This is a genomic window from Paenibacillus puldeungensis, assembly GCF_042678945.1.
Classification (GTDB): domain Bacteria; phylum Bacillota; class Bacilli; order Paenibacillales; family Paenibacillaceae; genus Fontibacillus; species Fontibacillus puldeungensis.
This window is the reverse complement of record NZ_JBHTLM010000032.1, coordinates 1-25,214: the sequence shown is the minus strand read 5'-3', so window position 1 is coordinate 25,214 and position 25,214 is coordinate 1. Positions and strand designations below refer to the sequence as shown.

General features: G+C 48.7%; 22 protein-coding genes. 6 read left to right on the top strand and 16 right to left on the bottom strand.

Annotated features, from left to right (window positions below; genetic code table 11):
• Positions 1-461: 461 nt before the first annotated feature.
• Positions 462-1,472 carry a Gfo/Idh/MocA family protein gene (locus tag ACFQ3W_RS24725; protein WP_379321904.1) on the bottom strand — a complete coding sequence of 337 codons (1,011 nt, stop codon included), beginning with the start codon at positions 1,470-1,472 and terminating at the stop codon, positions 462-464.
• Between the two features lie 148 nt (positions 1,473-1,620).
• Here ACFQ3W_RS24725 and ACFQ3W_RS24720 point away from each other — a divergent pair, with 148 nt between their 5' ends.
• On the top strand, positions 1,621-1,752 hold the full coding sequence (locus tag ACFQ3W_RS24720; protein WP_379321903.1) for a DUF4023 domain-containing protein: 132 nt from the start codon (positions 1,621-1,623) through the stop codon (positions 1,750-1,752).
• 77 nt (positions 1,753-1,829) lie between these two features.
• Here ACFQ3W_RS24720 and ACFQ3W_RS24715 read toward each other — a convergent pair whose 3' ends face one another.
• Complete coding sequence (locus tag ACFQ3W_RS24715) at positions 1,830-2,012, bottom strand: hypothetical protein (RefSeq protein WP_379321902.1); 183 nt, start codon at positions 2,010-2,012, stop codon at positions 1,830-1,832.
• A 262-nt stretch (positions 2,013-2,274) separates the two neighbouring features.
• Here ACFQ3W_RS24715 and ACFQ3W_RS24710 point away from each other — a divergent pair, with 262 nt between their 5' ends.
• Positions 2,275-2,778: a hypothetical protein gene (locus tag ACFQ3W_RS24710; RefSeq protein ID WP_379321920.1), complete on the top strand. Its 504-nt coding sequence runs from the start codon at positions 2,275-2,277 to the stop codon at positions 2,776-2,778.
• Positions 2,779-2,979: 201 nt separating this feature from the next.
• Positions 2,980-3,510: a PadR family transcriptional regulator gene (locus ACFQ3W_RS24705; protein WP_379321901.1), complete on the top strand. Its 531-nt coding sequence runs from the start codon at positions 2,980-2,982 to the stop codon at positions 3,508-3,510.
• 65 nt (positions 3,511-3,575) lie between these two features.
• Here the strand turns inward: ACFQ3W_RS24705 and ACFQ3W_RS24700 are convergent, their stop codons facing one another.
• Together ACFQ3W_RS24700 and ACFQ3W_RS24695 are read right to left on the bottom strand one after the other, a co-directional pair.
• Positions 3,576-4,655 carry a Gfo/Idh/MocA family protein gene (locus tag ACFQ3W_RS24700; protein ID WP_379321900.1) on the bottom strand — a complete coding sequence of 360 codons (1,080 nt, stop codon included), beginning with the start codon at positions 4,653-4,655 and terminating at the stop codon, positions 3,576-3,578.
• Between the two features lie 61 nt (positions 4,656-4,716).
• A complete protein-coding gene (locus ACFQ3W_RS24695) occupies positions 4,717-5,664 on the bottom strand; it encodes a 1,4-dihydroxy-2-naphthoate polyprenyltransferase (RefSeq protein ID WP_379321899.1) in 948 nt (315 codons plus the stop codon).
• A gap of 219 nt (positions 5,665-5,883) precedes the next feature.
• Between ACFQ3W_RS24695 and ACFQ3W_RS24690 the strand changes: the two genes are divergently transcribed.
• Positions 5,884-6,177: a hypothetical protein gene (locus tag ACFQ3W_RS24690; RefSeq protein WP_379321898.1), complete on the top strand. Its 294-nt coding sequence runs from the start codon at positions 5,884-5,886 to the stop codon at positions 6,175-6,177.
• A 35-nt stretch (positions 6,178-6,212) separates the two neighbouring features.
• Here the strand turns inward: ACFQ3W_RS24690 and ACFQ3W_RS24685 are convergent, their stop codons facing one another.
• The 11 genes from ACFQ3W_RS24685 to ACFQ3W_RS24635 all read right to left on the bottom strand — a co-directional run bounded on the left by ACFQ3W_RS24685 (position 6,213) and on the right by ACFQ3W_RS24635 (position 22,264).
• Positions 6,213-7,610, bottom strand: coding sequence for a diguanylate cyclase (locus tag ACFQ3W_RS24685; protein ID WP_379321897.1), 1,398 nt, complete (start codon positions 7,608-7,610; stop codon positions 6,213-6,215).
• 264 nt (positions 7,611-7,874) lie between these two features.
• A complete protein-coding gene (locus tag ACFQ3W_RS24680; RefSeq protein ID WP_379321896.1) occupies positions 7,875-8,396 on the bottom strand; it encodes a hypothetical protein in 522 nt (173 codons plus the stop codon).
• A 203-nt stretch (positions 8,397-8,599) separates the two neighbouring features.
• The gene (locus ACFQ3W_RS24675) at positions 8,600-9,892 is read right to left on the bottom strand and encodes an NCS2 family permease (RefSeq protein ID WP_379321895.1); all 1,293 of its coding nucleotides are present in this window, start codon (positions 9,890-9,892) and stop codon (positions 8,600-8,602) included.
• A 334-nt stretch (positions 9,893-10,226) separates the two neighbouring features.
• Positions 10,227-11,690, bottom strand: a complete 1,464-nt coding sequence (locus ACFQ3W_RS24670) for an MDR family MFS transporter (protein WP_379321894.1) — start codon at positions 11,688-11,690, stop codon at positions 10,227-10,229.
• A gap of 228 nt (positions 11,691-11,918) precedes the next feature.
• Positions 11,919-12,491, bottom strand: coding sequence for a TetR/AcrR family transcriptional regulator (locus ACFQ3W_RS24665; RefSeq protein WP_379321893.1), 573 nt, complete (start codon positions 12,489-12,491; stop codon positions 11,919-11,921).
• Positions 12,492-12,576: 85 nt separating this feature from the next.
• Complete coding sequence (locus ACFQ3W_RS24660) at positions 12,577-13,431, bottom strand: GNAT family N-acetyltransferase (protein WP_379321892.1); 855 nt, start codon at positions 13,429-13,431, stop codon at positions 12,577-12,579.
• Positions 13,432-13,544: 113 nt separating this feature from the next.
• On the bottom strand, positions 13,545-14,519 hold the full coding sequence (locus ACFQ3W_RS24655; protein ID WP_379321891.1) for an aldo/keto reductase: 975 nt from the start codon (positions 14,517-14,519) through the stop codon (positions 13,545-13,547).
• 545 nt (positions 14,520-15,064) lie between these two features.
• Complete coding sequence (locus ACFQ3W_RS24650) at positions 15,065-17,170, bottom strand: glycoside hydrolase family 36 protein (protein WP_379321890.1); 2,106 nt, start codon at positions 17,168-17,170, stop codon at positions 15,065-15,067.
• A 140-nt stretch (positions 17,171-17,310) separates the two neighbouring features.
• Positions 17,311-18,642 (bottom strand): ABC transporter substrate-binding protein, encoded by a 1,332-nt coding sequence (locus ACFQ3W_RS24645; protein ID WP_379321889.1) that lies wholly within the window; start codon positions 18,640-18,642, stop codon positions 17,311-17,313.
• A 147-nt stretch (positions 18,643-18,789) separates the two neighbouring features.
• Entirely contained in the window at positions 18,790-20,442 is a 1,653-nt protein-coding gene (locus ACFQ3W_RS24640) for a response regulator (RefSeq protein WP_379321888.1), read from the bottom strand.
• Positions 20,435-22,264 (bottom strand): cache domain-containing sensor histidine kinase, encoded by a 1,830-nt coding sequence (locus tag ACFQ3W_RS24635; RefSeq protein ID WP_379321887.1) that lies wholly within the window; start codon positions 22,262-22,264, stop codon positions 20,435-20,437. The genes ACFQ3W_RS24640 and ACFQ3W_RS24635 overlap by 8 nt, the downstream gene beginning before the upstream one ends.
• A 200-nt stretch (positions 22,265-22,464) precedes the next feature.
• On the opposite strand from ACFQ3W_RS24635, the gene ACFQ3W_RS24630 reads away from it, so the two are divergent.
• Positions 22,465-23,352 carry a carbohydrate ABC transporter permease gene (locus ACFQ3W_RS24630; RefSeq protein ID WP_379321886.1) on the top strand — a complete coding sequence of 296 codons (888 nt, stop codon included), beginning with the start codon at positions 22,465-22,467 and terminating at the stop codon, positions 23,350-23,352.
• Complete coding sequence (locus tag ACFQ3W_RS24625) at positions 23,352-24,182, top strand: carbohydrate ABC transporter permease (RefSeq protein ID WP_379321885.1); 831 nt, start codon at positions 23,352-23,354, stop codon at positions 24,180-24,182. Before ACFQ3W_RS24630 ends, ACFQ3W_RS24625 begins: the two co-directional genes overlap by 1 nt.
• 476 nt (positions 24,183-24,658) lie before the next feature.
• Here the strand turns inward: ACFQ3W_RS24625 and ACFQ3W_RS24620 are convergent, their stop codons facing one another.
• On the bottom strand, positions 24,659-25,057 hold the full coding sequence (locus tag ACFQ3W_RS24620) for a hypothetical protein (protein WP_379321884.1): 399 nt from the start codon (positions 25,055-25,057) through the stop codon (positions 24,659-24,661).
• Between the last annotated feature and the right edge of the window lie 157 nt (positions 25,058-25,214).

The window sequence follows — 25,214 nt, the reverse complement described above, 5'->3', positions numbered from 1 at the left end:
TTGCTGCCGGCAGGACAGACGATTGATAATGATTTTCATTATCAACTAGATTGAATTATACCGTCTCATATTTTTAATTGTCAACCGTTTGATGCTTAGAATTTTTGTTAGCTGTAAAGCATCACCCGATTGGAGAGAAATAAGTAATTAGATGGAAATCCTCCTGTTAGTTGGCCACGAATCACCGGATAGAAAAAATTAGAGGGAAATCCTCCCGCTAATTTGATGCATTTTCATCAATTCAGCCGACATTAGTAAAATTAACGGGAGGTTTTCCTGTTAATTCAGTCAAATCTACCTTTTTCGCCAAAAATAGCGGGAGGTTTTCCAGTAATATTTAGAAATAATAAAAATGAAGCAGGACCAGGCGCAATGTGTACACCTGGCCCTGCTTGTTCATCTGCGAAAGTTGCCTGTTACTTGTTACTCAAATCAAACGACCGAGAACCCCAGACCGGCCCCTAAGCTTGCAGGCTCACCCGTCTTTTCTCCCGGGCCGAGGTCAAGCAGGCCTCCAGCACCGTCATGCCCTTCACCGCATCCTGCGGTGTAAAACGCTGCGGGCGCTCGCCGAAGACGGCTGCGGCAAAATCGTCCAGCTCAGCCACATAAGGATTCATGGCTTCTGGAATCTCTTCGCGCCGCTCGCCGCGCACAGTAACGCCGTAGGCTGCTTTCTCCATGCCGGCTGTAAATGCTCGCGGAAGATCGATAACTCCCTCGGTGCCGACGATTTCCAGCAACTCTCGGTTCTCCGCCCACATTCCGCAATCAAACGTCAGAGCGACTTCACCCGGAAACTCGATCAGACCCGCAGCCATCATATCAACACCGCCATGCTTCAGTGAGAACTTCGCTTGTACGGTAACCGCTTCCGGTTCTTGGCCAAGAATATATCGGGCCGCACTGATCGGGTAACAGCCAACATCATAGATGGAGCCGCCACCCCACTCGGGACGCAAGCGAATATTGGTTAAATCTTCAGCGTTGTTAAACGTAAAGGCCCCGCGAATCACTCGTAGCTCGCCGATTTCTCCGCTGGCAATAATTTCGCGAATGCGCTCCCATCTTGGATGATGGCGGTACATGAATGCTTCCGCGAGCTGTACGCCAGCTTCGTCCGCAGCGTCAGCCATTTCCTTTGCCTCGGGTGCATTCAGCGCAATCGGCTTCTCGCACAATACATGCTTGCCTGCCTGCATAGCCCGAATCGCCCATTCTTTATGCAAATGGTTAGGGAGCGGGATATATAGAGCATCAATATCTGCGTCAGCCAGCATTTCCTCATAACTGCCGAAAGCTTTTGGCGCTCCAAACTGGTCCGCCACTTGACGGCTTTTTTCTAAATTCCGGCTAGCTACGCCAGTAATCACCCCGGTGGTTGACTGCTGTATAGCTGGCATCACGGCACCTATAGCAATCCCCGCACACCCCATGATTCCCCAGCGTAGCTGCTTGTCTTCCCGTTTCATTTTAGGAGGCACCCTCTTTTCCATCCGATTTTCCTTTTTATTGTACAATCCTTCGCCCCTCTAAGTATATGGAGAATGATGAAAGCTTAGAAATTAGGGCATAGTAACGCTGGGAACCCAACCATTTGCAAAGGAGTTGATGACCCGGATGGAAGATCTGCATAAATTCGTTGAAAAAGTACATGACCAGCAGGAGAAGGAGGCGCGCAACAAAAAGCGCCATGGACAAGGCAACCCGGCCAGCAAGCTCCCGACCAAGCAGCACGGGACGCAAAAATAACTCCTCTTTCCGCGAAAAAGCCGCACACAGCCCATTCTGCTGTGAAGCGGCTTTTTCGGCTTTTTCAGCGGTGAAAATCAGCCTTCGTAGCGGTCAGTCCCGGAAATAAACTCGTTCAGCGTTTCTCCCCCCGAGGTCTTATGGTTCTTAATCTGGGACAAGCGTCCGCTTTGGCCTTCCCCACCGTTACCTGTCGTTTGATTTTGCCCGTTGCTGCTCCCATTTCCAGCCTGTCTGCCGCGTGATTTTTCTTTTGCCATCGTAAAACCTCCTTGCCAGCTTCTAGGGATAAGTGTAGGATACCCTCACGGGTTATATACAACACCTCATGTTCCTGAAGTTAGCGTTTCATGAGCGATTGATTATTATGCGTTCACTTTTTTAACACGCATGCAAGGCTTACGCCAAATAACTGGACTTTGGTCCAGTCCTCAACTTCCCCAGAGACCGAAGATGCTGCCCGTCGTTTATAGTATGATGGATTACAGTCAGTACATAGGAAAAGGAGATTGTAACATGAACATGAATAAAAAAGCATGGATCGGACCTGCCTTGATATTGGTGGGCATCTACCTGTTCTTCTTCCGCAAGGAAGCGATTAGTGCAGGTACGCTGTTCGGAAACTTTTGGCCTACGCTGTTCGTCATCCCGCTCGGATTGTTCTTCCATTGGCTGTATTTTTCGATGACCGATCGAAGAGGGACGGGGCTGCTCATCCCTGGCGGTATTTTATTTACCGTAGGTCTCGTTTGTCAGCTATCGACGATATTCGACAGCTGGCAGTATTTATGGCCAGGCTTTATCCTTGCCCCTGCCGTCGGTTTGTTTGAATTCTACTGGTTCGGAAAGCGAAACAAATATTTACTAATTCCGATTAACATTTTGGGCGGACTTGCGCTGTTGTTTTTTGCGATTTTCTCGATTGGAAACCTATACAACCGCATGATCTTCGGACAACCCGTGCTCGCTATTGCGCTGATCGTCATCGGTGCCGGTGTAATGCTTGCCCCGAAAAAGAGATTGTAACGAATTCACGACTTTGGCCTGGCTGCACGAGGCCCGGTTCTCATCCCCAGAGTACAAAAAAGCCGAACGCGAGTTTTTTGCTCGTGCTCTCGGCTTTTTTCCGTGGGGGAGGAAATTGTTGACACTTAGGAAGCGGATGCATATAATTGGTTTACAGATATCCAACGTTGGATAATCAATATTTTGAAAAGGAAGATCCCAGTGACTAATCTAATTATTCTTGCCCTGCTGCGCGATCATCCGATGCATGGCTATGAAATTCAACAGCTGATTCAGACCAGTCGCATAGATACTTGGGCCAACCTATTGTCGGGCTCCATCTACTACGCCTTGAACAAAATGGAGCAGGAAGGATTGATTCGGACGGAAGCGGAAGAGCGTACGGGAGCGCGGCTACGCAAAATTTACGCTATTACTGAAGCCGGGGAAGCTGCGTTTCAGCAAATGGTACGCGAATCACTAACCTTGACCCCGCACTCCTTAAAATCTGATTTCACCCTTGCGCTAAGCTGGGTCGAATCGATTCCGAAGGAAGAGGCGCTAGCTCTGCTTCAGCAAAACCTGCAGCAGTTGGAGGAGACGTTGTCCCTTTGGCGAAAAGGCCGAGAGATCAAGCAAAATTGCGGCGGAATTAACGCATTCGCCGAGGCTTCGTTTGATAATTGTCTAGCGCTGCTGCAGCTTGATATCGATTATTTGAATCAGATCATCAGCTTGCTGGAAAAGAAATGAGAGCAAGTTTGGTGAGCTACAAATGATGATGAACTTAGCTTGATACCTCGCGGGAACACTCAGCTTCAATATGCCCAAGGCTGGTGAGTCGACTTCACCGTCTTGCCAGACTTGATGGCTTCAAGCATCAATAGCGTTAAATATTGATCCTGCGATGCCTCGGCCAAACTGTAGCAAGCAGGGCCGCCCTGTACGTATCGGCCCATGCGCTCAAGGCTGGTCGCTATGGCGATCTCCTCATCGCTTAGCCTAGCCGGCCCGAACGGGTTCACATACACCCATTCGGCCCCGGCCAGTACACCCTGGTGATAATAACCTTCCAAAGAACTACCATGGCCGGCATCCACCCGGCGAAGCTGGACATATACCGGGGTACGAAAATCGCGAAGGTAGCGGATTTCCGTACCTTCTATTTCTCCACGGAGTCCGCGAACGAGTACGCGATGCCGCCGGATCGGGGAGAAATACTGGTCGTAGGTAAAATCAAACAACGCTGTCCGATCGCCAAAACGGATCAGCGCTATATCTTGCTCAGAGGTGATCACCGCCTCCGCAGATGGAAGGCCATTCCGCCCGGGTCCTTGAATTAGCGGAGAAACAATGCGCTGCCCGCTGATCTCCGCTTCATCGAAGCCAACGCCCAGCAGGTGCCGGATCAGGCTAATGCCATGATATCCGTGTCCCGCCGACACTTGGACATGGGACACTTCGCCTAAGAGGCCGGATTTGGCCACAGCCAGCCTAGCGGCATGCATGGGCTGAAACATAAACTGCTCCGCAACCTGAATCTTCGCTTCAGGACCAACGGATTCATATAGACGGAGGAGGCCCTCCATATCGACTGCCGGAGGCGTCTCCGTTAGAACAGGGATTCCTTCCGCCGCCAGTCTGACCAAAAATTCCGGGGTGACCACCTTGGTGAGCGACAGAACCACAAAGCTATAATCGCGCCGGGCTTGCACCAAGAAGTCCTCCAGCCGGGAGGTGGTCGGAACGCCCCATTTTCCGCCAAGTTCCCGGCTCTTCTCTTCATCCCTCACCCATATGCCTGCAACTTCAAACCGTTCCGGCAGCGCCTTAGCGATTCGTAAGTAAAATTCGGCCCTCCAGCCGCCACCGATGATGCCGAACCTGATTTTATCCATGTTAAGCCGCCTCCATCCTTAAACCTAAACCTTTCTAGTGCCTGCAGCTGTCCACAACCTTTTAAAACGTCATCCAAGCCGCAATGCTAAGCGCAGCAATCCGGGCAACGTTTGTTAATATGAAGTTTTGCACCGCTAATCCAAACGTGTGCTGCTTTGTCGGCTGAGCCGCAAACCGTTTGATGTTCTTGCCCACGGGGATGACGGTAGCGAGCACCAGCACCAAGATGAGCGGATTAACCTTCATGAATCCCAGCACGATCAGGTCAGCATATGCGGCGTAATACATTATTTTAAACAGCATCAGCGCAGGCGCCTTGCCGATGTATACGGGCAGAGTATAACGCTTGTTCTCGATGTCATCCTCCATGTCGCAAATGTTGTTCGCAAGCATAATGTTCGCAATACCCAGGATGGCCGGAATCGAAAGCAGAAAAACGAGCAGCACCTCGACGAATTGCACCTGAAGGACGATAGTTTCCCCATTTAGTGTCAAGGTCGCTAGCTTCTCTCCCGCATGAATATAAGCCGATATGAATATAATGACAAACCCCATGAATAAGCCGGAAAAAATCTCACCAAGTGGCATCCGCGAAATCGGAATTGGGCCGAAGGAGTATAAGATGCCGACCGCAAACGACAAACCTCCAAGCAGTAAAATGAGCAGCCCGGTTTGCAGGAACAGCAAAATCCCCGCCAGAATGGCAATAAGGAGCAAGGTTATGATGATACCAAGCACCGCTGCGGGGTTCATCTGATATTTAACGATAGCGTTATGATGTTCATAGCCGTAGCCGTGTTTTTTGGTAGCTTTCTTGTAATCATAATAGTTGTTGATCGCCGTTGTTGCCATATCAAAGCTGAGCAGTGAAATAAGCATCAGCGCGAAGTGCCCTGCGTGAAACTCGTGGAACCGGAATAGGGCGTACACCGTTCCAAGCAGAAACGGAATCATGCTGGCCGCTTTTGTCTGAATTTCCACCAGCTTGAGAAATTTTGTTATCGCCATTGATGATCATCCTCTTTTTCTATTTCAGATACAATCAAAGCAAAGCCGCTCCGATCCTTTAAAAGAGGATATCTTATTTTTGAAATAATATCTATTGGATATGTCCTTGACAAGGCGGTGAAGGGTCGGTTTGCTTGCACCGCTTCGTTTACGCTACAATGCTACATATACACGAGCCTATGCAGCTCATCATTACTTCTAAGAAATGAGGTTCGCGATTTGAATAATTTTTCGACGGAGGACCTGATCGGTTCGGCGGTATTCATTGTCGTACTCTTGACGGTCGCTTTTATTAATTTGCGTAAAATGAAAACCGGCTCCTATGACCTTAAAGCTTTGCGCAAACGGGGGCTAATGTGGACCGAGGTCGCTGTGGCCCTATTCATGATTCAACTGCTGATGCGCAAAGGGGATAATCGCTTTCTGATCATCCTTGGTTTGGTCGTGTTGTTCGCTGCCAGCCAGTGGCTTGGAGCCGTTTATTTCGACCGCCGCAGCAGAGAAGATAACTAGCTAAGGCTGGCCTTTTGGAGCCGCCCGTTCGAAGATTAAGAGACCGGGTTCGGCTCCCCATAAACGCGGTAGGAGCGGTTTTCGCCGCGCTTTACCTCATACATGGAGGCGTCTGCCTCCCGGATCATTTCATCGAGATTGCCCTTGCCCTCGTGGGAAACGCAAATGCCGATACTGGCCGACACGTCGATCCAGTTTCCTAAGTAATTGTAGCCCTCGGAAAGGCTTGTTCTAATCCGTTCAACCACCTTCAAGACACTTTCTTCGTTTAAATCCTTCAGCAAAATGACAAATTCATCCCCGCCAAGGCGGCAAATCATATCCTCACTGCGAATCAGAGAGGAGAGCTTTACGGCGATATGTCTCAGCAGCGAGTCCCCGGCGTCGTGGCCGAACGTATCGTTGACCTCCTTGAAGTTGTTCAGGTCCAGAAACATAAGTGCAAGCGGCTGTATCCCTTTTTCGACGTACTCGGCAAATTTCTCGCTAAGCTGTCGGCGGTTGGGTAATCCGGTCAGTTCGTCATGATACGCCAGAAATTGAATGGTCTCCTCCAGCTGTCTGCGTTCCGAGATTTCAATAATGACCCCCTCCAGCCGAACCAGGTTCCCGGTATAATTGAAATAAGGCGTGCCGCGGCTTTGAATCCATTTTAGCTCCCCGTTGGGGCATATCACCCGACATTCCATCACAGAGCTTGTCCGGTCCAAAATCATTTCCTTCTGGCACTCCTGAAAAAGATGCTGGTCCTCCTGGTAAATAAAGTCCTTCAAACAGCTCGGACTATTTCTGAACATCTCACCGGTATAACCCGTAATTCGTTCGAAACCGTCTGAAACTTCAAATTGCATGGTGTCTAAATCGTAGCTCCAAATCCCGACGGATACGCTTTTCAGAATGGCCTGCAGCCGATCCTCGCTAAGCTCGGCCCGAGCGGATAAGCTTTTGTTGATATATGTACAGAACAAGGAAAACAATAAGATGAACAGGTCATAAAGCAGTATGTATGCCGTATCCCGTGAACTTACGATTCCGGAAAATACCGTTTTATCATACATGAACATAAAGTAAATTCCTGATAGCACATAAAGTACCCCCGACAAGATCACTGCCGAGTAGCTTTGATAGAACAGGCTTAACAAAGGAATAAGTCCCAAAAAAATATAATTAACAACCGATGGATCGTTAGAAATCAAAATATGTAAATAAGCGAATACAAACCCGATCGTCAGCAGCATTGTGATAAAAGGCCAGCGGTGACTTTTTACAAAGCCAGCCAACATCAGCAGCAGCACGAAACCGATGAGTGGTTTCATCCCTGTAACGCTTCCGTTCGAGATGAAATTAATGACTAAGGCAATGGCAAAAAAACAAGCGAACATCTTCAGTACCCAAACGTTTTTCTGATGAATCAGATCGGTATCCGTATGCATAGCTACCACCTTTTCACTTTGCAGTTAGCTGTATCCTTATTAAGCAATTTGTGTAGGTCTAAAGAACTACCTATTCTAATATTATACTACGAAAGGTATATTTTTCTATATATTTTATTGCTGCTAGCATTTAAGGTCGATATCCTAAGCTTGAAAAAAACCGCCCGGCATAGAACCGGACGGATCTTTGGTAGCTGCAGGCCATTTAATATGTTGATAGAGGCTTGCGTCATATGAGACTGTATCGTAGAGCTACTAGAGAAGTTATGGAACATATTGCTGAACAATTTTAACAACTTCCCCGTTCGCAATCGTGAGATGATATGGGAAACCGCTCAAATCGATAAGATCGGTATGAGTGAACACCTTTGAGAATTTCTCCAGAGTTATCGGTTCGTTCCATTTTATATCTGCGTCTTCGGGATTTCCGGTCCGGTCGTAAATTTGCATCAGCACCTGAGCATCTTTTGCAACCGGGTATTCGGTTTGCTCTTCCTTGTCGTTGACAATATAGTATCCGTCCGGCGGACCGTCAATCCCCGCGTCCGGTTCACGTTCGGCAAATATTTTATCGGCAGCCTTACCTTCGTACCACTGAATCGGATCTGCCGTTACTGTACCTCTATTCGAGCCCAGATCAACATGTTTTAGGTATACGGTTATCGTATACGGTTTCTGTTCAACTACCTGTTTTGTTTCGGCAGCCTTCGAGCTTGAATTCGTTAACGAAGGAATCGCTATGATTAAAACGATTGGAAGTAGTACTGCCGTCAGCCATCTTTTCACTAGAGTTCCCGCCTTTCCGTGTCGGCATCTTTGCCGCATACAGACTACAGATATGCCCTATAGTTAAATTATATACGTATGTCACTGGAAAAGGGTCTCAACAAAGTTAAAACGGGTAACAAAATCTTATTCAATAAAGCGGTAACAACAGGGTTTGGCAGGGATTTGGGAGTGAAAATTGCGGGGCCGTGCGGCCCCTTTTTTTAGTGCGCCGGGAAAAAGGTTAGCTGGATGATGAAAATAGCTCCAAATACATAGAGGAGCGGATGTACTTCCCGTCCCTTCCCGCTAACAAGCTTCATGACCGGGTAAGTGATGAAGCCGATGGCGATGCCTGTCGCAATGCTGGCGGTCAGCGGCATCATCAGTAAAATGGCGAAGGCAGGAAACGCCTCGTCGAACGATTTCCATTGAATCCGGGCCAAGCCCTCCATCATAAAGCAGCCGACGATAATGAGCGCCGGTGCGGTAATGGCCGGAAGCGAGGAGATCGAGCCGACCAGAGGCGAGAAGAAGATCGACAGCAGAAACAATATTCCCACGATGAACGAGGTTAAGCCGGTTCTTCCCCCGGCCGCAACCCCGGTCGTCGATTCAATGAATGCGGTGGTCGGGCTCGTCCCGAACATGGAGCCGATTGTCGTCGCGGTCGCATCAGCGAGCAGCGCCGATTTGGCCCTTGGAAGCTCCCCGTTCTTCATCGCGCCAGTCTGTTCGGCCACGCCGATCAGCGTCCCCGTGGTGTCAAATAGTGTGACTAGCAGAAAGGCAAATACCGTTGTGTAAAGTCCCTGACTGAATACTCCCGATAGATCGAGGTCAAAAAAGACCGGAGCCGGCGGCGTGGACAAGAAATTGGTCACTTTAAGCTGACCGGTAAAATAGCCGAGCAAAGCCGTCAGCGCCATTCCGATGAACAACGCTCCAGTAACCCGGCGTGCCATCAAAATCAGCGTTACGAAGACGCCAAAAATGGTGAGCAGTGTGACGGAACGATGCAGATCGCCGAAAGTGACCAGGTTATTCGGATTGGCTACTACGATACCGGACATTTTTAATCCGAGAAAGGCAATGAACAAGCCGATTCCGGCGGTAATGCCGAATTTTAGCGAATCCGGTATTGCCCGGATGAGCGCCTCCCGAAGCTTGGTCAAGCTTAGCAGCAGAAACAGCACCCCGGCGAAGAACACCGTACCCAGGACGGTTTGATAGGACAAACCGGTAGACGCAACAACGCTTGTGAAGTATGCGTTAAGCCCCATGCCCGGGGCGATGGCGATCGGATGGTTGGCGAATAGCGCCATAAACAACGTTCCTGTTACGGCTGCAATCACTGTAGCCATAAATACTTGCTCGAACGGAACCCCTGCCGCGCTTAATACCGCTGGATTGACCACCAAAATGTAGGCCATCGCCAGGAACGTAGTGATACCGGCCAGCACCTCTGTTTTTATGTTGGTCCCGTGTTCCTTGAGTTTAAAAAATGCGTCAATCATCTGTGTTGTTCTCCCTTCGTATGTACGAAAACCTCATGGTAGCTAGTATTGCCGTTTTTGTATGATTCCTCGTTTTGGCATAACTGTATTGTTAATCTATAGTCCTTCTCCGTCAAGCCATCTTCGTTATTTTTGCAGTTCTTTCTTGGATTTCTGAAAATTTTGCGAAACAAGCGACGCTTTAGTTAAACATTCTTTCTGACGACATCCTTCAGCTATTTCGCCCAATATCTCCAAGCTTGTATAGAATGCAGCTATCACGCAAAAAGGGTGGAATTCTGCTGAATTCCACCCACTTGTTTGAGGTCGTTTAAGCCAAGCAGCGTAATTACCCTTACTGATTTCCTTCCGCAGGCGCCTGAGTTCGACGGAGAAACAGGCCGATCAGCAGCGCAATAACGCCAACGTACATAGAGATCGTGAACGCAGTATGCAGACCGGCCACGAGCGCATTTCCCAGCTCGGCCGGATTTTGCGGATTGGCGGAGCCGGCCAGGTAACGCTTTTGCCCGGTAGAATAGATGCTGATGAAGAGTGCTGTTCCAATCGCTCCGGATACCTGCTGCAGCGTATTCATGATCGCTGTGCCATGGGGGTAGAGCCGGCGCGGCAATTGGTTTAAGCCGGTCGTTTGACCCGGCATCATCACCAGGGAGATACCGACGAACAGCGCAATGTGCAGGGTGATTACGAGCGTGGTCGACGAGGTCGTGTCCAGTCCCCGCATGAACCATAGCGTGGTAATCACAATCAGCAGCCCAGGTGTAATAAGCGCCCGAGGCCCGAATTTGTCAAACAGCCTGCCCGCGACCGGGGACATCAGACCGTTAATCACCCCACCGGGGAGGAGCACCAAACCGGCGATAAACGGGGTAAGGAGCAAGGCCCCTTGCAAGTACATCGGCAAAAGGATGAGCGTAGAGAACAACGTCATCATCATAACCATAAGCAGCGCCGCCGATAATGCAAACATCGGGTATTTAAAGACACGCACATCCAGCGTGGGCTGCTTCACGACAAGCTGCCGCCAAACGAATAATGCGAGAGCGATAAATCCGACGATCAAGCAGGTAATTACGACCGGGCTCGACCAGCCATCCCCTTCTCCTGCGCTACTGAAGCCATAGACAATTCCGCCAAAGCCTACCGTGGATAAAAGAATAGAGATCAGATCTACCTTAGGGCGGCTCGTTTCGGATACATTACGCAAATACATCGCTCCGAATAAAATAGAAAAAGCAGCAAGCGGTGTTACCAGATAAAACAGCCAGCGCCAGTTGAGCGCATCCAAAATAAGTCCCGACAGCGTCGGACCGATGGCCGGGCCGAACATAATGACGAGCCCAATCGTTCCCATGGCCGCTCCCCTTTTATCCGGGGGATAAATCGTTAGGATCGTATTCATCATCACCGGGAGCAGCAGCCCTGTCCCCAAGGCTTGAATCACGCGCCCGAACAGCAGCATTCCAAAGGAAGGAGCAACACCGCAAACGATGGTGCCCACCAAGAACAACAACATCGCTGACAGAAACATCTGCCGCGTTGTAAACCATTGAATCAACAGTGCCGTAATAGGAACTAAAATACCGATAACCAGCATATAGGAGGTAGAGAGCCATTGAATCGTAGACGCCCCCACTTGAAGCTCTTTCATCAAGTCCGTGTAAGCCACGTTCAGTAAGGTTTCGTTTAAAATCGATACAAACGCACCGATAATCAGAGCGATCGTGATCGGTAAACGCCTGATTCCTTCTGTGTTTGCCGCCTCTTGAGCGGCGCTTAGTGCAGTCGTATTCATACTTCTAAAGTACCTCCAAACTATCCATAATAAATTTCTTTTCTCTTTTTCTTACTTATCTATTTGAACAAGGCGAGCGCCATTCATATTACCGAGGCACTGTCCCTGATATAGTGATATGAATTAATAGTTTCTAGACCGTTCTATATATTAAATTTAAATTAAAAACCGGCATTGTGCCAAGTAAATTTTACCCTTTCTCCTTCAGGCACTTTACCGGTTGTAGGCTTAAATAGACGGAAATAGTCTAGGGACCAGCTTTGCCGCCGTCCGCAGCGGCTTGCTTGATTGTTGAGTCAGGCACATGATAATCGAACCTTCTACAATTCCATTGATCATCACGGCCAGCTCCGCCGCCTCTTCCGGGTCATACCCATCAGCAGCAAATTTTTGCTCAAACTCCGCGATCCAAGCGTTGTAGGCGCCGCAGCAGGCCTGCCGAATATTCTCATTGCTCTTTGCAGTTTCGTGAGCGATAATTCCCATCGGCACACCCAGTTCCTCATCCTTTTGCTCAAAATGATCCGCGAGCAGCGTGAGCAACCGCTGAACAGCTTCAGCTGAAGATAAAGGCAATCTCAGCACGGCTCGCAAACCTTCCAGAGTTGCATTTTTTATATAACTAACCGCTTCACAAGCCAGCTGCTCCTTGCCCGCAGGAAAGTGATAGTACAGTGAGCCCTTAGGCGCGCCACTCAACTGAGTAATTTGATTTAATCCAGTCGCATTGTAGCCCTGGTTTTGCAGCAGCTTGGCAGTCGTTTCAATCAGCATTTGCCGGGTTGAATTCTGGTTCGACATGTAGCAGGTACCTTTCTCAAGAAGATTAGACCAATCGGTCTACATCATAAATGAAAAACAAGCCGGATGTCAATCGGGTGCCCCGCTACAGCAAAATGTACATTTCGTGCAGACTCAGGTTGTCTCTCGTAAAGCCGCTGCGTTCCAAAAAGCACTCCAACAGCGCGTTGTTCGGCGTGGAAGCTGAAAATTTGGCGATGGACAGCTCGTCGCGTGCAAAAGCCAAAAGCGCCGTAGCCGCCCCTTGGCCGCGATACCGGATGTCCACCACGAGCATACTGATTTTCCCTCCGCTTGTGACGCTTAAGCAGCCTACCGGATTATCTTTTATGTATAGGATGTAATAGATATGGCGGTCGTCCAGCTCCTGGTAATCAAGATCGTTTTGCCAGTTCACATGGAAGTACTTCCACGCTTGGATTACGGCCGCAAACTCCTGAAATGTAACTCTGGAGATCCGCCCTCCCTCCGGAATGCTCGGATTTCCTAATTTACCTGCATCAGCAAGTGTGAAAAAGAAGATGTCGTAAAACTTCCGGTACCCTCTTTTGTTGTAAAATGCGATCGCTCGGTCATTGCCGGCAATGACTTCTAGAAACAACTGCTTGCAGCTAGCTGCAATCGCTTCTTCCCGATGAAGGTCCATCAGCCTGGCGCTGATCCCTTTTCCCCGGTAATCCGGATGAATCGCTAATGTCCCGCACCGCATTGTTTTAACCGACTCATAGGTCTTGACACCGCCAAGTGCAAGCCCTACAGGCTCTTGTCCGTCCAAGGCCACAAAGGAGTGCTCCTTCTGATTCCCTTCCGGTCCGAAGAATCTCGCTTCAAAATCTTCCTTCGAAATTTTCAATGGAATCATATAGTCCGAGAATCCCCGCTGAAACGCATTATAAATAACATCAGTTCCTGTTTCAGTTGCTCTAACGTATTGAATCATAAAGAAGCCCCTCCCCTTTTTCCCGGTAAAATCCTGGGCAGCCGAACCGGTTGCCCAGGGCTTAGTAATTATGAAAAGTTAAAGATAAAGAAACTTATAAACTCAACTCGCGCTTACCAAGCGTAGGCTTTCGGAGCATCTCCGCCAGGTCCGGGGAAGATTTCATCAAGCGCCTTCAGCGTATCCTCGCTAAGCTCAACTTCTACTACCCGCAAGGTGTCCTCGAACTGCTGCAGCGTACGCGGTCCGATAATTGGCGCGGTAATTGCCGGATTGGCCAGCGTCCACGCCAAAGCAACCGTCGCTTCGGACTCACCAAGCTCTTTACAAAGCGCGCTAAACCGTTCCAGCTGCGGACGCAGCTTTTCAACGCGTTCGGCCTGTTTGGCTGTTCTTGTGCCCGGTTTTGGATCCCAATTTCCGCCGAGAATACCGCCGTCAAGCGGACTCCAAGGGATGACGCCCATCCCCAGATCCTGCGCCGCCGGGAGTACCTCCAGCTCAGGGAGCCGGCATAGCAGGCTGTATTTGTGTTGTTCGGAAACAAGACCGAGCATGCCGTGCGCTTTCGCTTCATATTGCGCTTTGACCAAATCACGGCCGGCAAAGTTGCTTGAACCGACGTATCCGATTTTTCCTTGCTTTAGTGCGATTTCAAAAGCGTTCCACAGCTCATCCCATGTAACGTTCCGGTCGATATGATGCATTTGATATAATTCCACGTGGTCTGTACCAAGCCGCCGCAGTGAATCCTCAAGATGCTGGCGGATTTTATATGCCGACAACCCAGGTCCGCCATTAGGTTCGTCAGGATTGCCCATCCCGCCGTAAACCTTCGTGGCCAGCACGACCTTCTCTCTTCTACCGCCACCCTGGGCAAACCAGCGGCCGATAATTTCCTCGGTCCAGCCCCGATGCGGTGTACCTCCATAAACGTTCGCCGTATCAAAGAAGTTGACCCCGGCATCGATTGCCGCGTCCATGATTTTGAACGCTTCCTTTTCCTCTGTCGTTGGTCCGAAATTCATCGTCCCAAGGCAAAGGCGACTTACCTTCAATCCGGTTCTTCCCAAACTCGTGTACTTCATTGATCATAACCTCCTTGACGTTTTGGTAGTACACAACCATTATATACCAGCCTGTCTTGTGTGGACAAAAGCCTAGCTTCTTCAGCAAATGTGGATTCAAGCATCCTCTCTACCTTAATCATCGTATACCAACTTCCCACGAGGAAAAAGGGCAGTGATTTCACGCTTCATTTCCACCTTTCCGCACAAATCGATAGAGAGACCCATACTCTTACTTACAGCCATACCTAAATGTATTTCGTACAACTATTTTGATTGGTAGAACAACTTTTTCTGATTTAATTGCAGATTGTACATCTAAAGGCTGCCCGGCAGGCGTATAAATGATTTTTCAGCCCATTTAGATGTATGTTTTACATTTATTTACCTTCATCGGCGGAAACTAGCCAAAATAAATGTACAAAATACATCTACTCAGGTGGATGCTATTGAAAGCTTGCTCCCAGTCAAAAAAAGCCGTTCCCCCGCAACGCAAGTTCGCTGCGGCGTAGGAACGGCTCTTTAATATAGCTGTCGACCTGACGGGCGAACCAGCGGTTTTCTCTTTATCGCTTATGTTTGATCTCAAACAGCCGTGCGGTCTTGGCTTCCGGCATTGTCACGTGGAGCTCGCCCTTCGCGGAGTCCCAGGTCCACTCGGTCGGCAAATCCTGCGGGTAGGCGCACCGGATTTCAACCGTTTCCCCTTTTAGTTCAGGAAGCGAAAGCATCTTGGCCCCTGATGTTCCGCCGGTACGCCAGACGGCTACATACTCTGCCCCGCGCTCTTCATGCCGCAGCCCCAGGCTAACCCAATCGTCCTGCTGCTTCGGCAGGCCCAGCGGCCAAAACGGCAGCGCAGCGCGAATATCGCCGCGGATCGTTTTGTAATAATCCAGCGCTTCCTTCACGAGTTCTCTTCTGCGAGGACTTAGCTCAGCCAGATGTCCGCTTTGATGAATCCGGAGCAGCAGTGCGTTGACCATGTTGAAGACGACTTCCTCATCATCGCCCTCCCGCAGCGGGTATGACCAGATCGCAGACTGTTCCGGAGTCAGCGCTGACGGTGATGCGGCAGCTATGGCCGCATAGTTCACGTAATTCTCCTGGTCACTGGTCGACTGGATGCTGTGCCGGCTCAGCATCGCATAATCCATCCGCATCCCGCCGCTGGAGCAGTTTTCGATGACCAGATCGGGGTAGCGGGCGAAGATGCTGTCCAGCCAGGCCAGATAAGCTCGGTTGTGCTGCAGCAGGCCGTCTCCGAAGCTGTCCGCATCCGTTTCCGTGCCGATGCCAGCATTGATGTTGTAGTCCATCTTGATATAGCCTACGCCATAATCCTCAACCAGTCTGCGGATGACTTCATTGGCATGTGCAACCACCTTAGGATTACGATAGTCGAGCTGGTATCGGCTGCGGTCCTTAACCCTTTGCCCATGACGTTTAAAGAACCAGCTGTCATCGGTCTCCGCCAGCTTCGGACTGTTGATGCCCATCACTTCAAGCTCCAGCCATAATCCAGGAACAAGACCTTTGCTGCGGATATAGTCCAGCACATATTTGATGCCTTCCGGGAAGCGCTCTGGCGACGGCATCCATTCACCGACACCATCCCACCATTCGCCAGCCGCGTACCAGCCCGCGTCGATGCAGAAATACTCGCAGCCGACCTCGGCCGCAGCGTCAATGAGCGGCAGCAGCTTAGCCGTCGTGGGCGAACCCCATAAGCAGTTCATATAATCATTGAAAATAACCCGCAAATCGCGGTTGTCCGCGTTCGGACGGCGGATTTTACGGCGGTAGGTGGTGAGCTGCCCAATGGCCTGCTCGAAGCCGCCGGACACCGCGCCTACAGCTACGGGAACGCTCACGAACTCCTCGCCGGGTTGAAGGTTAACCCACCAGTGATTGTCATGCTCTGTCGGCCCGCTGGCGAGCAGGGTGAGAAAATCGTTCTGATCGATGATTTCCCAGTGCCAGGAGCCGTTATGCTCGATTTGCCAGAACAGGCTTGTTCCAGCCTCCTTGTTTTCAAGGACCGCCATCGGGATATGCTCGGCAGCGGACCATGAACCGGTATTGCTGCAGGATATACGCTTGGAGCTGCGGTCCGTCAGATGCGACATCCCGAGCTCAGGTAGGCTGTACGTCCGCCACTGCAGTTCGCTTTGCCACCCGGTATGCGGGATACTAAGCATCATTTTATCGTCGCGATCCTGCTTGCCTTCCTTGTCCAAACCAGTCAATGCGAAGGAGGAAATATATTCTACGCCCAAAGGCTTCATTCCCCGATTGATTAGAACGGTCCAGACCCGGACGGTCTGCACATCATCGTAAAATTGAAAATGCTGGACCGCCCGCAATGAGGTTTCCGGATCGTGCAATGTAATTTCCAGCTTCCGTCCCAAGGCGTTGCGAAGATCGGAATGTGACTCGTATTTCATCCGCAAGCCCGGGTAGGTTGCCCGGTGAGTTCGACCATGGTATTCCGCCCGATCCTCTCCGGTAAGCTGAAGCTCCATCAGCCGGAAGCCCGGCTTCTGGTCGCTGCGAATCACTTGCTCCCCGAGCGATTGGGACCCGAAATGCAGCAGAAGAACTTCCAACTCCTGCGATATCTCCAGTATAAGATGTAGTCCATTCTCGTGGATGTCGATCATTTGAGCCATAGAATAAGCACCTGCCTTCGTAATTGTAGCTTCCTCAAATACTTCTCCTCAGCAACCCAATAAACCTCCATAAATAACTTAACTCAGCACCGCCGGGTGCTGAGTTAAGAAGGTTGGATTTACCGATTGTTGATTGACGATTATTGAGCTGAGCCCAGTTGAACCCAAGCTTGTTCAATTTCGGTAATCGCTTGATCTTTCGTCTTATTGCCACCGATGTAGGCTTGCATAAGTTCACCGAATTTTTGATGGAACGTGTCGAGCGAATAGTTAACGGTCAGATCACCCGATTTTTCTGTTTTCAGAATTTCGTTCATTTGTTTCGGCATATCCAGAGCTGGAAGCGGAGCATCTTTGATCGGTGGAATAACTTTTGCTACGTTTGAGAACCATTGTTTGCCGTATTCTGAAGTATACAGCCAGTTGAAGAACTCAACGGTTTGTTTAACAACTTTGGAATCTTTGTTAATACGGAGCGCTTGGTCAGCACCTGTAATGATCGTAGCTTGGTCAGCTTTGTCACTTACTGGATAACCCGCGATACCGATTTGGATGTCTGGTGTAATTTTCTTGATTGCTTCTTCGTCCCATGCACCTTTACCGATCATGATCGCAGCTTTGCCGGAAGCAAAGTCACTGACTTGAGCGTTGCTGTCGCGTTCCAACGGTTTGTCAGTACCATGTTTTACAGTCGTGTCAATGAAGTTAAAGAAGTTGTTGTACAGTACCGGATAATCTTTGAAATGAGCGTCTCCGGCGATAAATTTGTTTACGAGATCCTTCGAGCTAACACCAGCGTCCGCAGCTGCGGCATTCACGAAATGCTGGAATACGTGTTTCCAAACCCACCATTCTTTATAAGCGTTTGCAAATGGCTTGATGCCTTTTGCTTCGAGTTTTTTGATGGCGTCGTCCATTTCTGCTGTAGTTTTAGGGAAGGTGGTTACACCAGCTTCTTCCATCAACTTCTTGTTGTAGATAATGCAGAACAGGTTGCCTTTAACCGGAAGGCCAAGCACCTTACCGTCGGAGGAAGTCATGTTAGCACGAACCGCATCCGTCATAGCTGCTGCCAAAGGCTCGTTCGTCAAGTCTGCGCTATATTCGGCAAAAGTATCGATATCTCCGCCAGCTGTCGTTTGGAATACATCCGGTGTGCTGCCGGCTGCGATTCTGGATTTCAGGACGGTGTTATAGTCGGCTTGCATAATTTCCAGGTTAATCGTTACGTTTGGTTTTACCTTTTTGTATTCAGCGATATAGGCATTGAATGCATCCGTATACTCCGGCGAAGCCGTAAACATGTTGATCGTTACTGGACTATTGTCGGTCTCGGTTGTAGCCGCAGCACCATTGTTACCAGTTTTGGCATTGTTTGCGCCTTTGTTAGCTGCGTTGTTGCCGCCGCAAGCGGACAACAGGCCCATAATCAGCACTAAGCTGAACGACAGGGCAAGGATTTTTTTCTTCATTCGTAACGCCCCCACTTTCTTATAGTTGTGTATTTCTGTGAAAGGTAGCTTGTACCTTCTATGCTCCTTATTCTAAAGAAAAGGTTTAGCGATAAAAATGTAGATATGTGGTTTTTTAAGGGTAAAAAAGTGGTTGGATCCTTCAGTTCACTTTTTGCCCTCTCCATCCTGGTTCGCACGATATTCAGACGGGGATAGCGAGTAATAATTTCGGAATGCCTTGCTGAAATAGTTCTTATCCTTATATCCCAGCATCTCCGAAATTTCCTGGATTTTCAGGGATGAATCGTCCAGCAGTTCCTTAGCCTTGTCCATTCGCACCTTCTGTACATATTCGTGAATTCCGTATCCATATTGCTGTTTAAACAGCTTCATTAAATACTCCCGGCTCAGGAAGTATTTCTCCGTAAACATGGAAATTTTGATATCTTCAAAATAGTGGTTGTCAATATAGGCCCGGATATCATCCACATTAAACGGTCGGTTTGCCGCCATGGACCTGCGGATTTGCTCGCCATAGTACTCCGTGAGCTGAATCAGCAGCGACTCGAACTGGTCAAATGTTGCAAAATCAGTTCGCAGCCCAAGCGCACGCAGAGCACGCTCACCGCCGGATGGCGGCAGTGACTCGGCAGGGACGCCAAGCTCCAGCACCACATCGTTCAATAGCACGACAATTTCCCGGACCGTTCTGTCTGCTGCGCCCAAACTAAAGGCTCCCGATACTTTGATCTTTTTGGCAAATTCAGCCATGACCGATTTTGCATGATTGAGGTTACCAGCTTCCAAAGCACTGCGGAGTATAGGAACTCTGCTCGAAAAAGAGTGAATATCTTTGCTGACTACAGACTTGCCAGCGCTACCTATAACCGCTTCTCCCTTCAGCTTCAGCAAATCAATCGCCAGCACTGAAGACAGCGCCTCCTCGTAAGATTGGGCTAGCTCCACTACGTTCTGACAAGCCTGGCCAATACCCCCGGCTGAAAGAACACCAAATAAATCGCTCAGTGTTGAAACAACTTTCTTCATAAAGCGTTCCGACCGGAAGGAAAGATCCTGCGGGTAACCACCATTCACGGTATAAATCGCGATAATTTCCCGTTCCTGCTTCGGGTTGGCAAAGCTGAAGCATAACAGATTATCGACGGCTACTTCATTAATGACGTTGGCCACCGCGAAATATAACAGCTCTGTATCGCTGTTAAATCGGCTGTCCCTTACGGCCTCCATGTTCAAAATGCGCAGTACGAGCGCTCCGAAGCGGTTTGCAGGATCATCGGCACCTATAAGCGGCAAGAAAGCCCGACTGCTTTGCTTCTTAAAGCTGCGTTCAATAATCGATAAGTAAATTTTCTCCTTTAATTTAGGCAACGACATATTAAAGGCGATATTGCGGGTTATGGATTCACTTTGAAGCTGACGCTTTGCCTCCAGAATATCGATCGCTTTGCGCAGCGCCTGGTTAAGATCATGGCGGTTGATCGGCTTTAGCAGATAATCTACCACCTTGGAGTGAATCGCTTGGCGGGTAAACTCAAAGTCGTTGTACCCGCTGATCACAATCGTCAGCAAATCAGGGTATTCACGTTCAACAATTCGCAGGAATTCAACCCCATTTAGCTCAGGCATTTTCATATCGACCATCACCAAATCAGTGTTGTGCTTCTCCAGCATTGCAAGGCCGGCTCTGCCGTCCGTCGCCTCCAGCACCTCGTCAACCTGCAGTCCTTCCCAATCGCCCAAGATTCGGATTGCCTCGCGGAGTGGCTCTTCATCATCAATAATCAGCACTCTATACATGGCTGCTGCCCCCCCGCGGTATAAGCATACTCATTTCCGTGCCTTGTTCGTCGCTGCGAATGAGCAGGCCGGCTTCCTCTCCGTATAGCAGCTTCAGGCGCGTGTTCAGGTTTTTGAGGCCGATGTTCTCGCCTTCCTGCTCTTCCCAATCCGCTTGCAACGAGTGAAGTACTTGCTCCATTCTTTCGGGCGAAATGCCGGGGCCATTGTCCTGCACCAGAATGACGGCATGCGTCTCCGCCAGCTCCGCTCGAATGTTAATGGTTACGCCCGTTGACACCTTTTCCAGAGCATGCTTTATGGAGTTCTCAACCAGCGACTGGATCGAAAGCTTCGGTATTTGCAGCTCCATCAGCGAGTCATCCCATTCTACCGTTACCTGCAGGCGGCTCCCGAATCTAGCCTTCTGCAGCGAGATGTAACGGTCGATATGTTTGAGCTCATCCCTAGCGTTTACGATATCTTTTCCACTTATGCAATATCTAAGGGTCACTGCTAAAGCGTCCACCATATCGGCTACCTCCTCATCCCCGCTTTTCAAAGCTTTTGTCGATATGGCCTGCAGCGCATTGTAAAGAAAATGGGGGTTTATTTCCGCCTCAAGCGCTTTGAGAATAGCGTTTTTCTCGACCAGCTTCATCTTGTATCGTTCATTAATCAAATCGTTGGTCCGCCGCACCATACGGTTAAAGTGCTTGGACAAATAGGCGATTTCGTCTCGCCCATTTACCGGGATTTCCGCGTCGAAGGTCCCTTCGCTGAACCGCTTCATCTCCATAGACAAGTTCTTTAGAGGTTTCGTGATTTTATTGGAAATCAACGTCACTAAAATGACCGCAATTAGCAGAAAAATCAACCCGATCATATAACTCAAATTACGCGTTGCCGTAGCTGCCGCATAAATTTTGCTGTAAGGAATCGGCTTAACCAGCTTCCACCCATCGGTTTCTCCGACGTTGTACACGACTAAATAGCGTTTCTTATCTTCGTTGGTCCAGGTAATCGGCTTAGAATTTGGGTCCTGTCCAAGCCGGCTTAGCCATGGTGCCTTTTCCGCTTGCTGCAGAAAACTGCGATCGTCGCTGTGAAATGGAACGTTATCAGGATCAAGGAACAGTAAATGCTCCCCTTTTTCAAACGGAATATCCTTCAGAATCTCATCTTTCACGGTAGGCTTTATATAGAAGGAGATCACGGCTTTGGGGTCCCGGGACACGATGGAACGGAGCACACGGTGATAACCCATGAAGCTCGGCTCCAGGTTCATCGTATATCCCGTCTTCGCTCCAGGTTCAATGAAGGATTGAAAAGAACGGTTAAAGGGGCTGTTCATCGCCTGCTCGTACCAGGGCTGTTCAGGTATTCCCGCTTGGTAGCTCACTCGAACCGTTATGTTATAAGCCTCGCGCGTGATCGAGTAATATTTCTTCTGATCGATCAAATACAAATAGATGCTTTCCAGATCATTGCGAGAATAAAACAACTCCTTAAGGTAATCCTCTAGATACATTTTCGATGCATAATCGTTCTCTTCATTCATAACGGCTCGGAGAATCTCTTCGTAGCGGATTTGCGGCAGGGACAGCTTCTCAATCCCCTCCAAATAGTCCTCGAGGTTCTGGTTCACTAGCTTCAAGTTGTTCGTCGTGCTCGTAATGCTGTGGTTGACCGATTCCTTCTGGATCATTTGATAGGAAATAACCGTCAGGAGACCAACAACAAGAATAATAATGGTCGTAAACAGCAAAATAAGCTTATTGACCAATCTTCGCGAAATCCGGTCCCTAAGCGACTCAAACATTCGTTTTACCCGGTTGATCATGATGCCCTCATTTCTGATATATAGTTATCCGATTCACCGCCAAAAATGCTGTTCACCTTTTTACCCTTAACTGTTTTCTTAAATCCATTTTGGCGTCAAATCCGCTGTTTTATAATACATTATAGCCGAAAAAGGTGATGTGTGTAGGGCAGCCGAATCACCCGAATTTTAAACTACTGTTACAGAAAAAGAGGTGCGCTATGTTAAAACTAGGGAGAAAACGGGGCGACAAACTGGAGTTTGGAATCTTTACATTGCCGATTCTGATTTCCATCATTGCAGTCTTTTATTATCCGTTCTTTATGACCATTCGTTACTCACTTACGAAATGGAACGGGATCTCAAAACATCCTAAATTTATTGGACTCGACAATTTCAAGCAAATATTTATGGGTGACGCTAACTTTTCACACGCTGCCATATTCACGATTAAATATGCCATTCTTTATATCGTACTGATCAACGTGCTTGCGATCGGGCTGGCGTTGATCCTAGATATGAAGCTGAAGTCGACGAACTGGCTCAGAGCTGCTTTCTTCATTCCTTACATTCTCAGCTTGGTTATCGTCGGCTTTATCTGGAAGTTTATCTTCATGCAAGGCTTTGAATCTTTGGGCAATACGACCGGTTGGGGTTTCTTCGCACTAAGCTGGCTCGGTAAGCCTGGACTAGCCTTCATATCTGTTCTACTTGTTTCCATATGGCAATCCATCGGTTTCTATATGGTGATATACATCGCCGGTCTGCAATCGGTACCGGACGATTTGAAGGAAGCAGCTACCGTGGACGGGGCGGGTCCATTCCGCAGATTCTTTAACGTTACACTGCCGCTCTTGGCTCCTTCGATTACGATTTCCGTCTTTATGGCGCTGACGAACTCGATCAAAGTATTCGACGTTATCCTGTCCTTGACAGGCGGCGGCCCTGGCGGAACGACTTACAGTGTCGCTTATGACATTTACCGGGATACGTTCCAAAATAACCTGTACGGTTACGGGACTGCGAAAGCGCTTATTCTGTTCCTCGCCGTTCTAGTAGTGACCGTAATTCAATTAACGATCTTCAAACGCAGGGAGGTTGAGGCATAATGAGCAAAAATAGAGCAGGTCGCATCACGCTAGAAATCGTCATGATTCTGCTGTCTATCTTGTTCTTGTATCCGTTGTTCCTGACCATTATCAACTCACTCAAAAGCTTCTCTGAGGTCATGACCGACGTAATCGCCTTGCCTAAAAGACTGGCTTTCGAGAACTACAGCTACGTGTGGAATTTCATCAATTACCCGCGTCTGTTTATGAACAATACCGTCATTACCGTACTCGGCCTGGCCGGGATCGTATTGATCTCCTCCATCGCCGCTTACAAGCTGGCTCGTACTAAATCTCGGGCAAGCTCGATCATTTACTTTATTTGTATCATGCCAATGCTCATTCCGTTCCAGTCGATCATGCTAACGGTGCTGCAAATGGCGAAAAGCTTCCACCTTTCCGACAGCACATGGGGTCTGGGCATTCTGTATTGGGGCTTTGGTGCTCCGCTCGCCCTGTTCATCTACCACGGCTTCGTGAAGGGGATTCCGAAGGAAATTGACGAGAGCGCAACGATTGACGGCGCATCCGGGTTCCGGCTCTTCTTCAGCGTGATCTTCCCGCTGCTGAAATCCGTAACAACGACGATCATCATCATCGATGTGATGTGGATCTGGAACGACTTCCTGCTTCCACTGCTCATGGTCAACGGCTCGCCGGTCACAAAAACGCTGACGCTGGCCGCTTACACCTTCGTCGGTCAATATACCTCCGACTGGCAGTATGCGATGACCGCCATGGTAATGGCTGTGCTGCCTTCGATCATCGTGTTTATCTTCCTGCAAAAATACATCGTCAAAGGCGTTGTCGCCGGCGCGGTGAAGGGCTGATAAACCTCTAACAAACGTTTACCCCAATTTTAGGTGCAAGAGCCTCCCCGGGTTCTTGCACCTTATTTATTTCTGGGGGAGATAAAAATCACCTGAAGCCTAGGTGGAGAGTGCTATATTGTAGAAAATCAATTTGTACATAGACTGGAGATAACTTATATGAAAGTTACAAACAAATGGTTCAATATCGGGATTGTAATCGTGGGCACGCTGTTGATCCATTAACTGTATTTTGTACATTTAATTTTGCCATAATGGGGGGAATTGGAGACTTAGTTGTAAAAAGTACATTTAATAAGGGGGAAAATCGCCCTGGATACCAAAGCAGCCCCTTTTAGCTGCAGGTTTTGCACTTAAAATCCAGAAATCGTCCATTCGCCTGAAAATAGCTGTACGAAATACAATTAGTGGTGAATTCACCGCAATAGTAACTAGTTGAACATGAAGAACCTTTCGGTGATTTTTAAATAGGCGTATTAATTCCGTCCACCCACTTCATTACTATACTTGTTAATCCAGTTTTTTTGCCAATCTTGAAAGGACTTAGTTTGAAGTTCTTCTAACGTTTTACCTTCTAAAGACCAATACCCACCATCTGATGTATCGCCATGTGGATACGAAGTTCCTCCTATGGGTAGACCATTGACTTCGTAGACATAAACATCAACTTTCCCTTGAGATAGCGGATGATTCTTAACGATGAACTTTTCAACGTTTACTGTCTTGCCAAAATATTGGGATGGGTCGCCAAGTTGTAGCCCCCAATAAATCATATACGGTAGTGTTACGATTTTCTGTTTTGTTAGTTCGTAACTCTCGGCAAGTCCTTCATAAGAAACAACCTGGAAACCCTTATTCTCAAGATAGCCTTTCAAAACAGACTGTTCTTTCGGTGTTTCGTTGCCTTTTTATACGAAAATAAAGTTCCTAAATATGGTTATACTGAAGCGAGAAAGCAAAAAAAGTCCCACTACCAGAAAAAGCGGCTTATTCACAAAAAAACTAGCTCGCTTGGTCTTTAGCTTTCAGTTC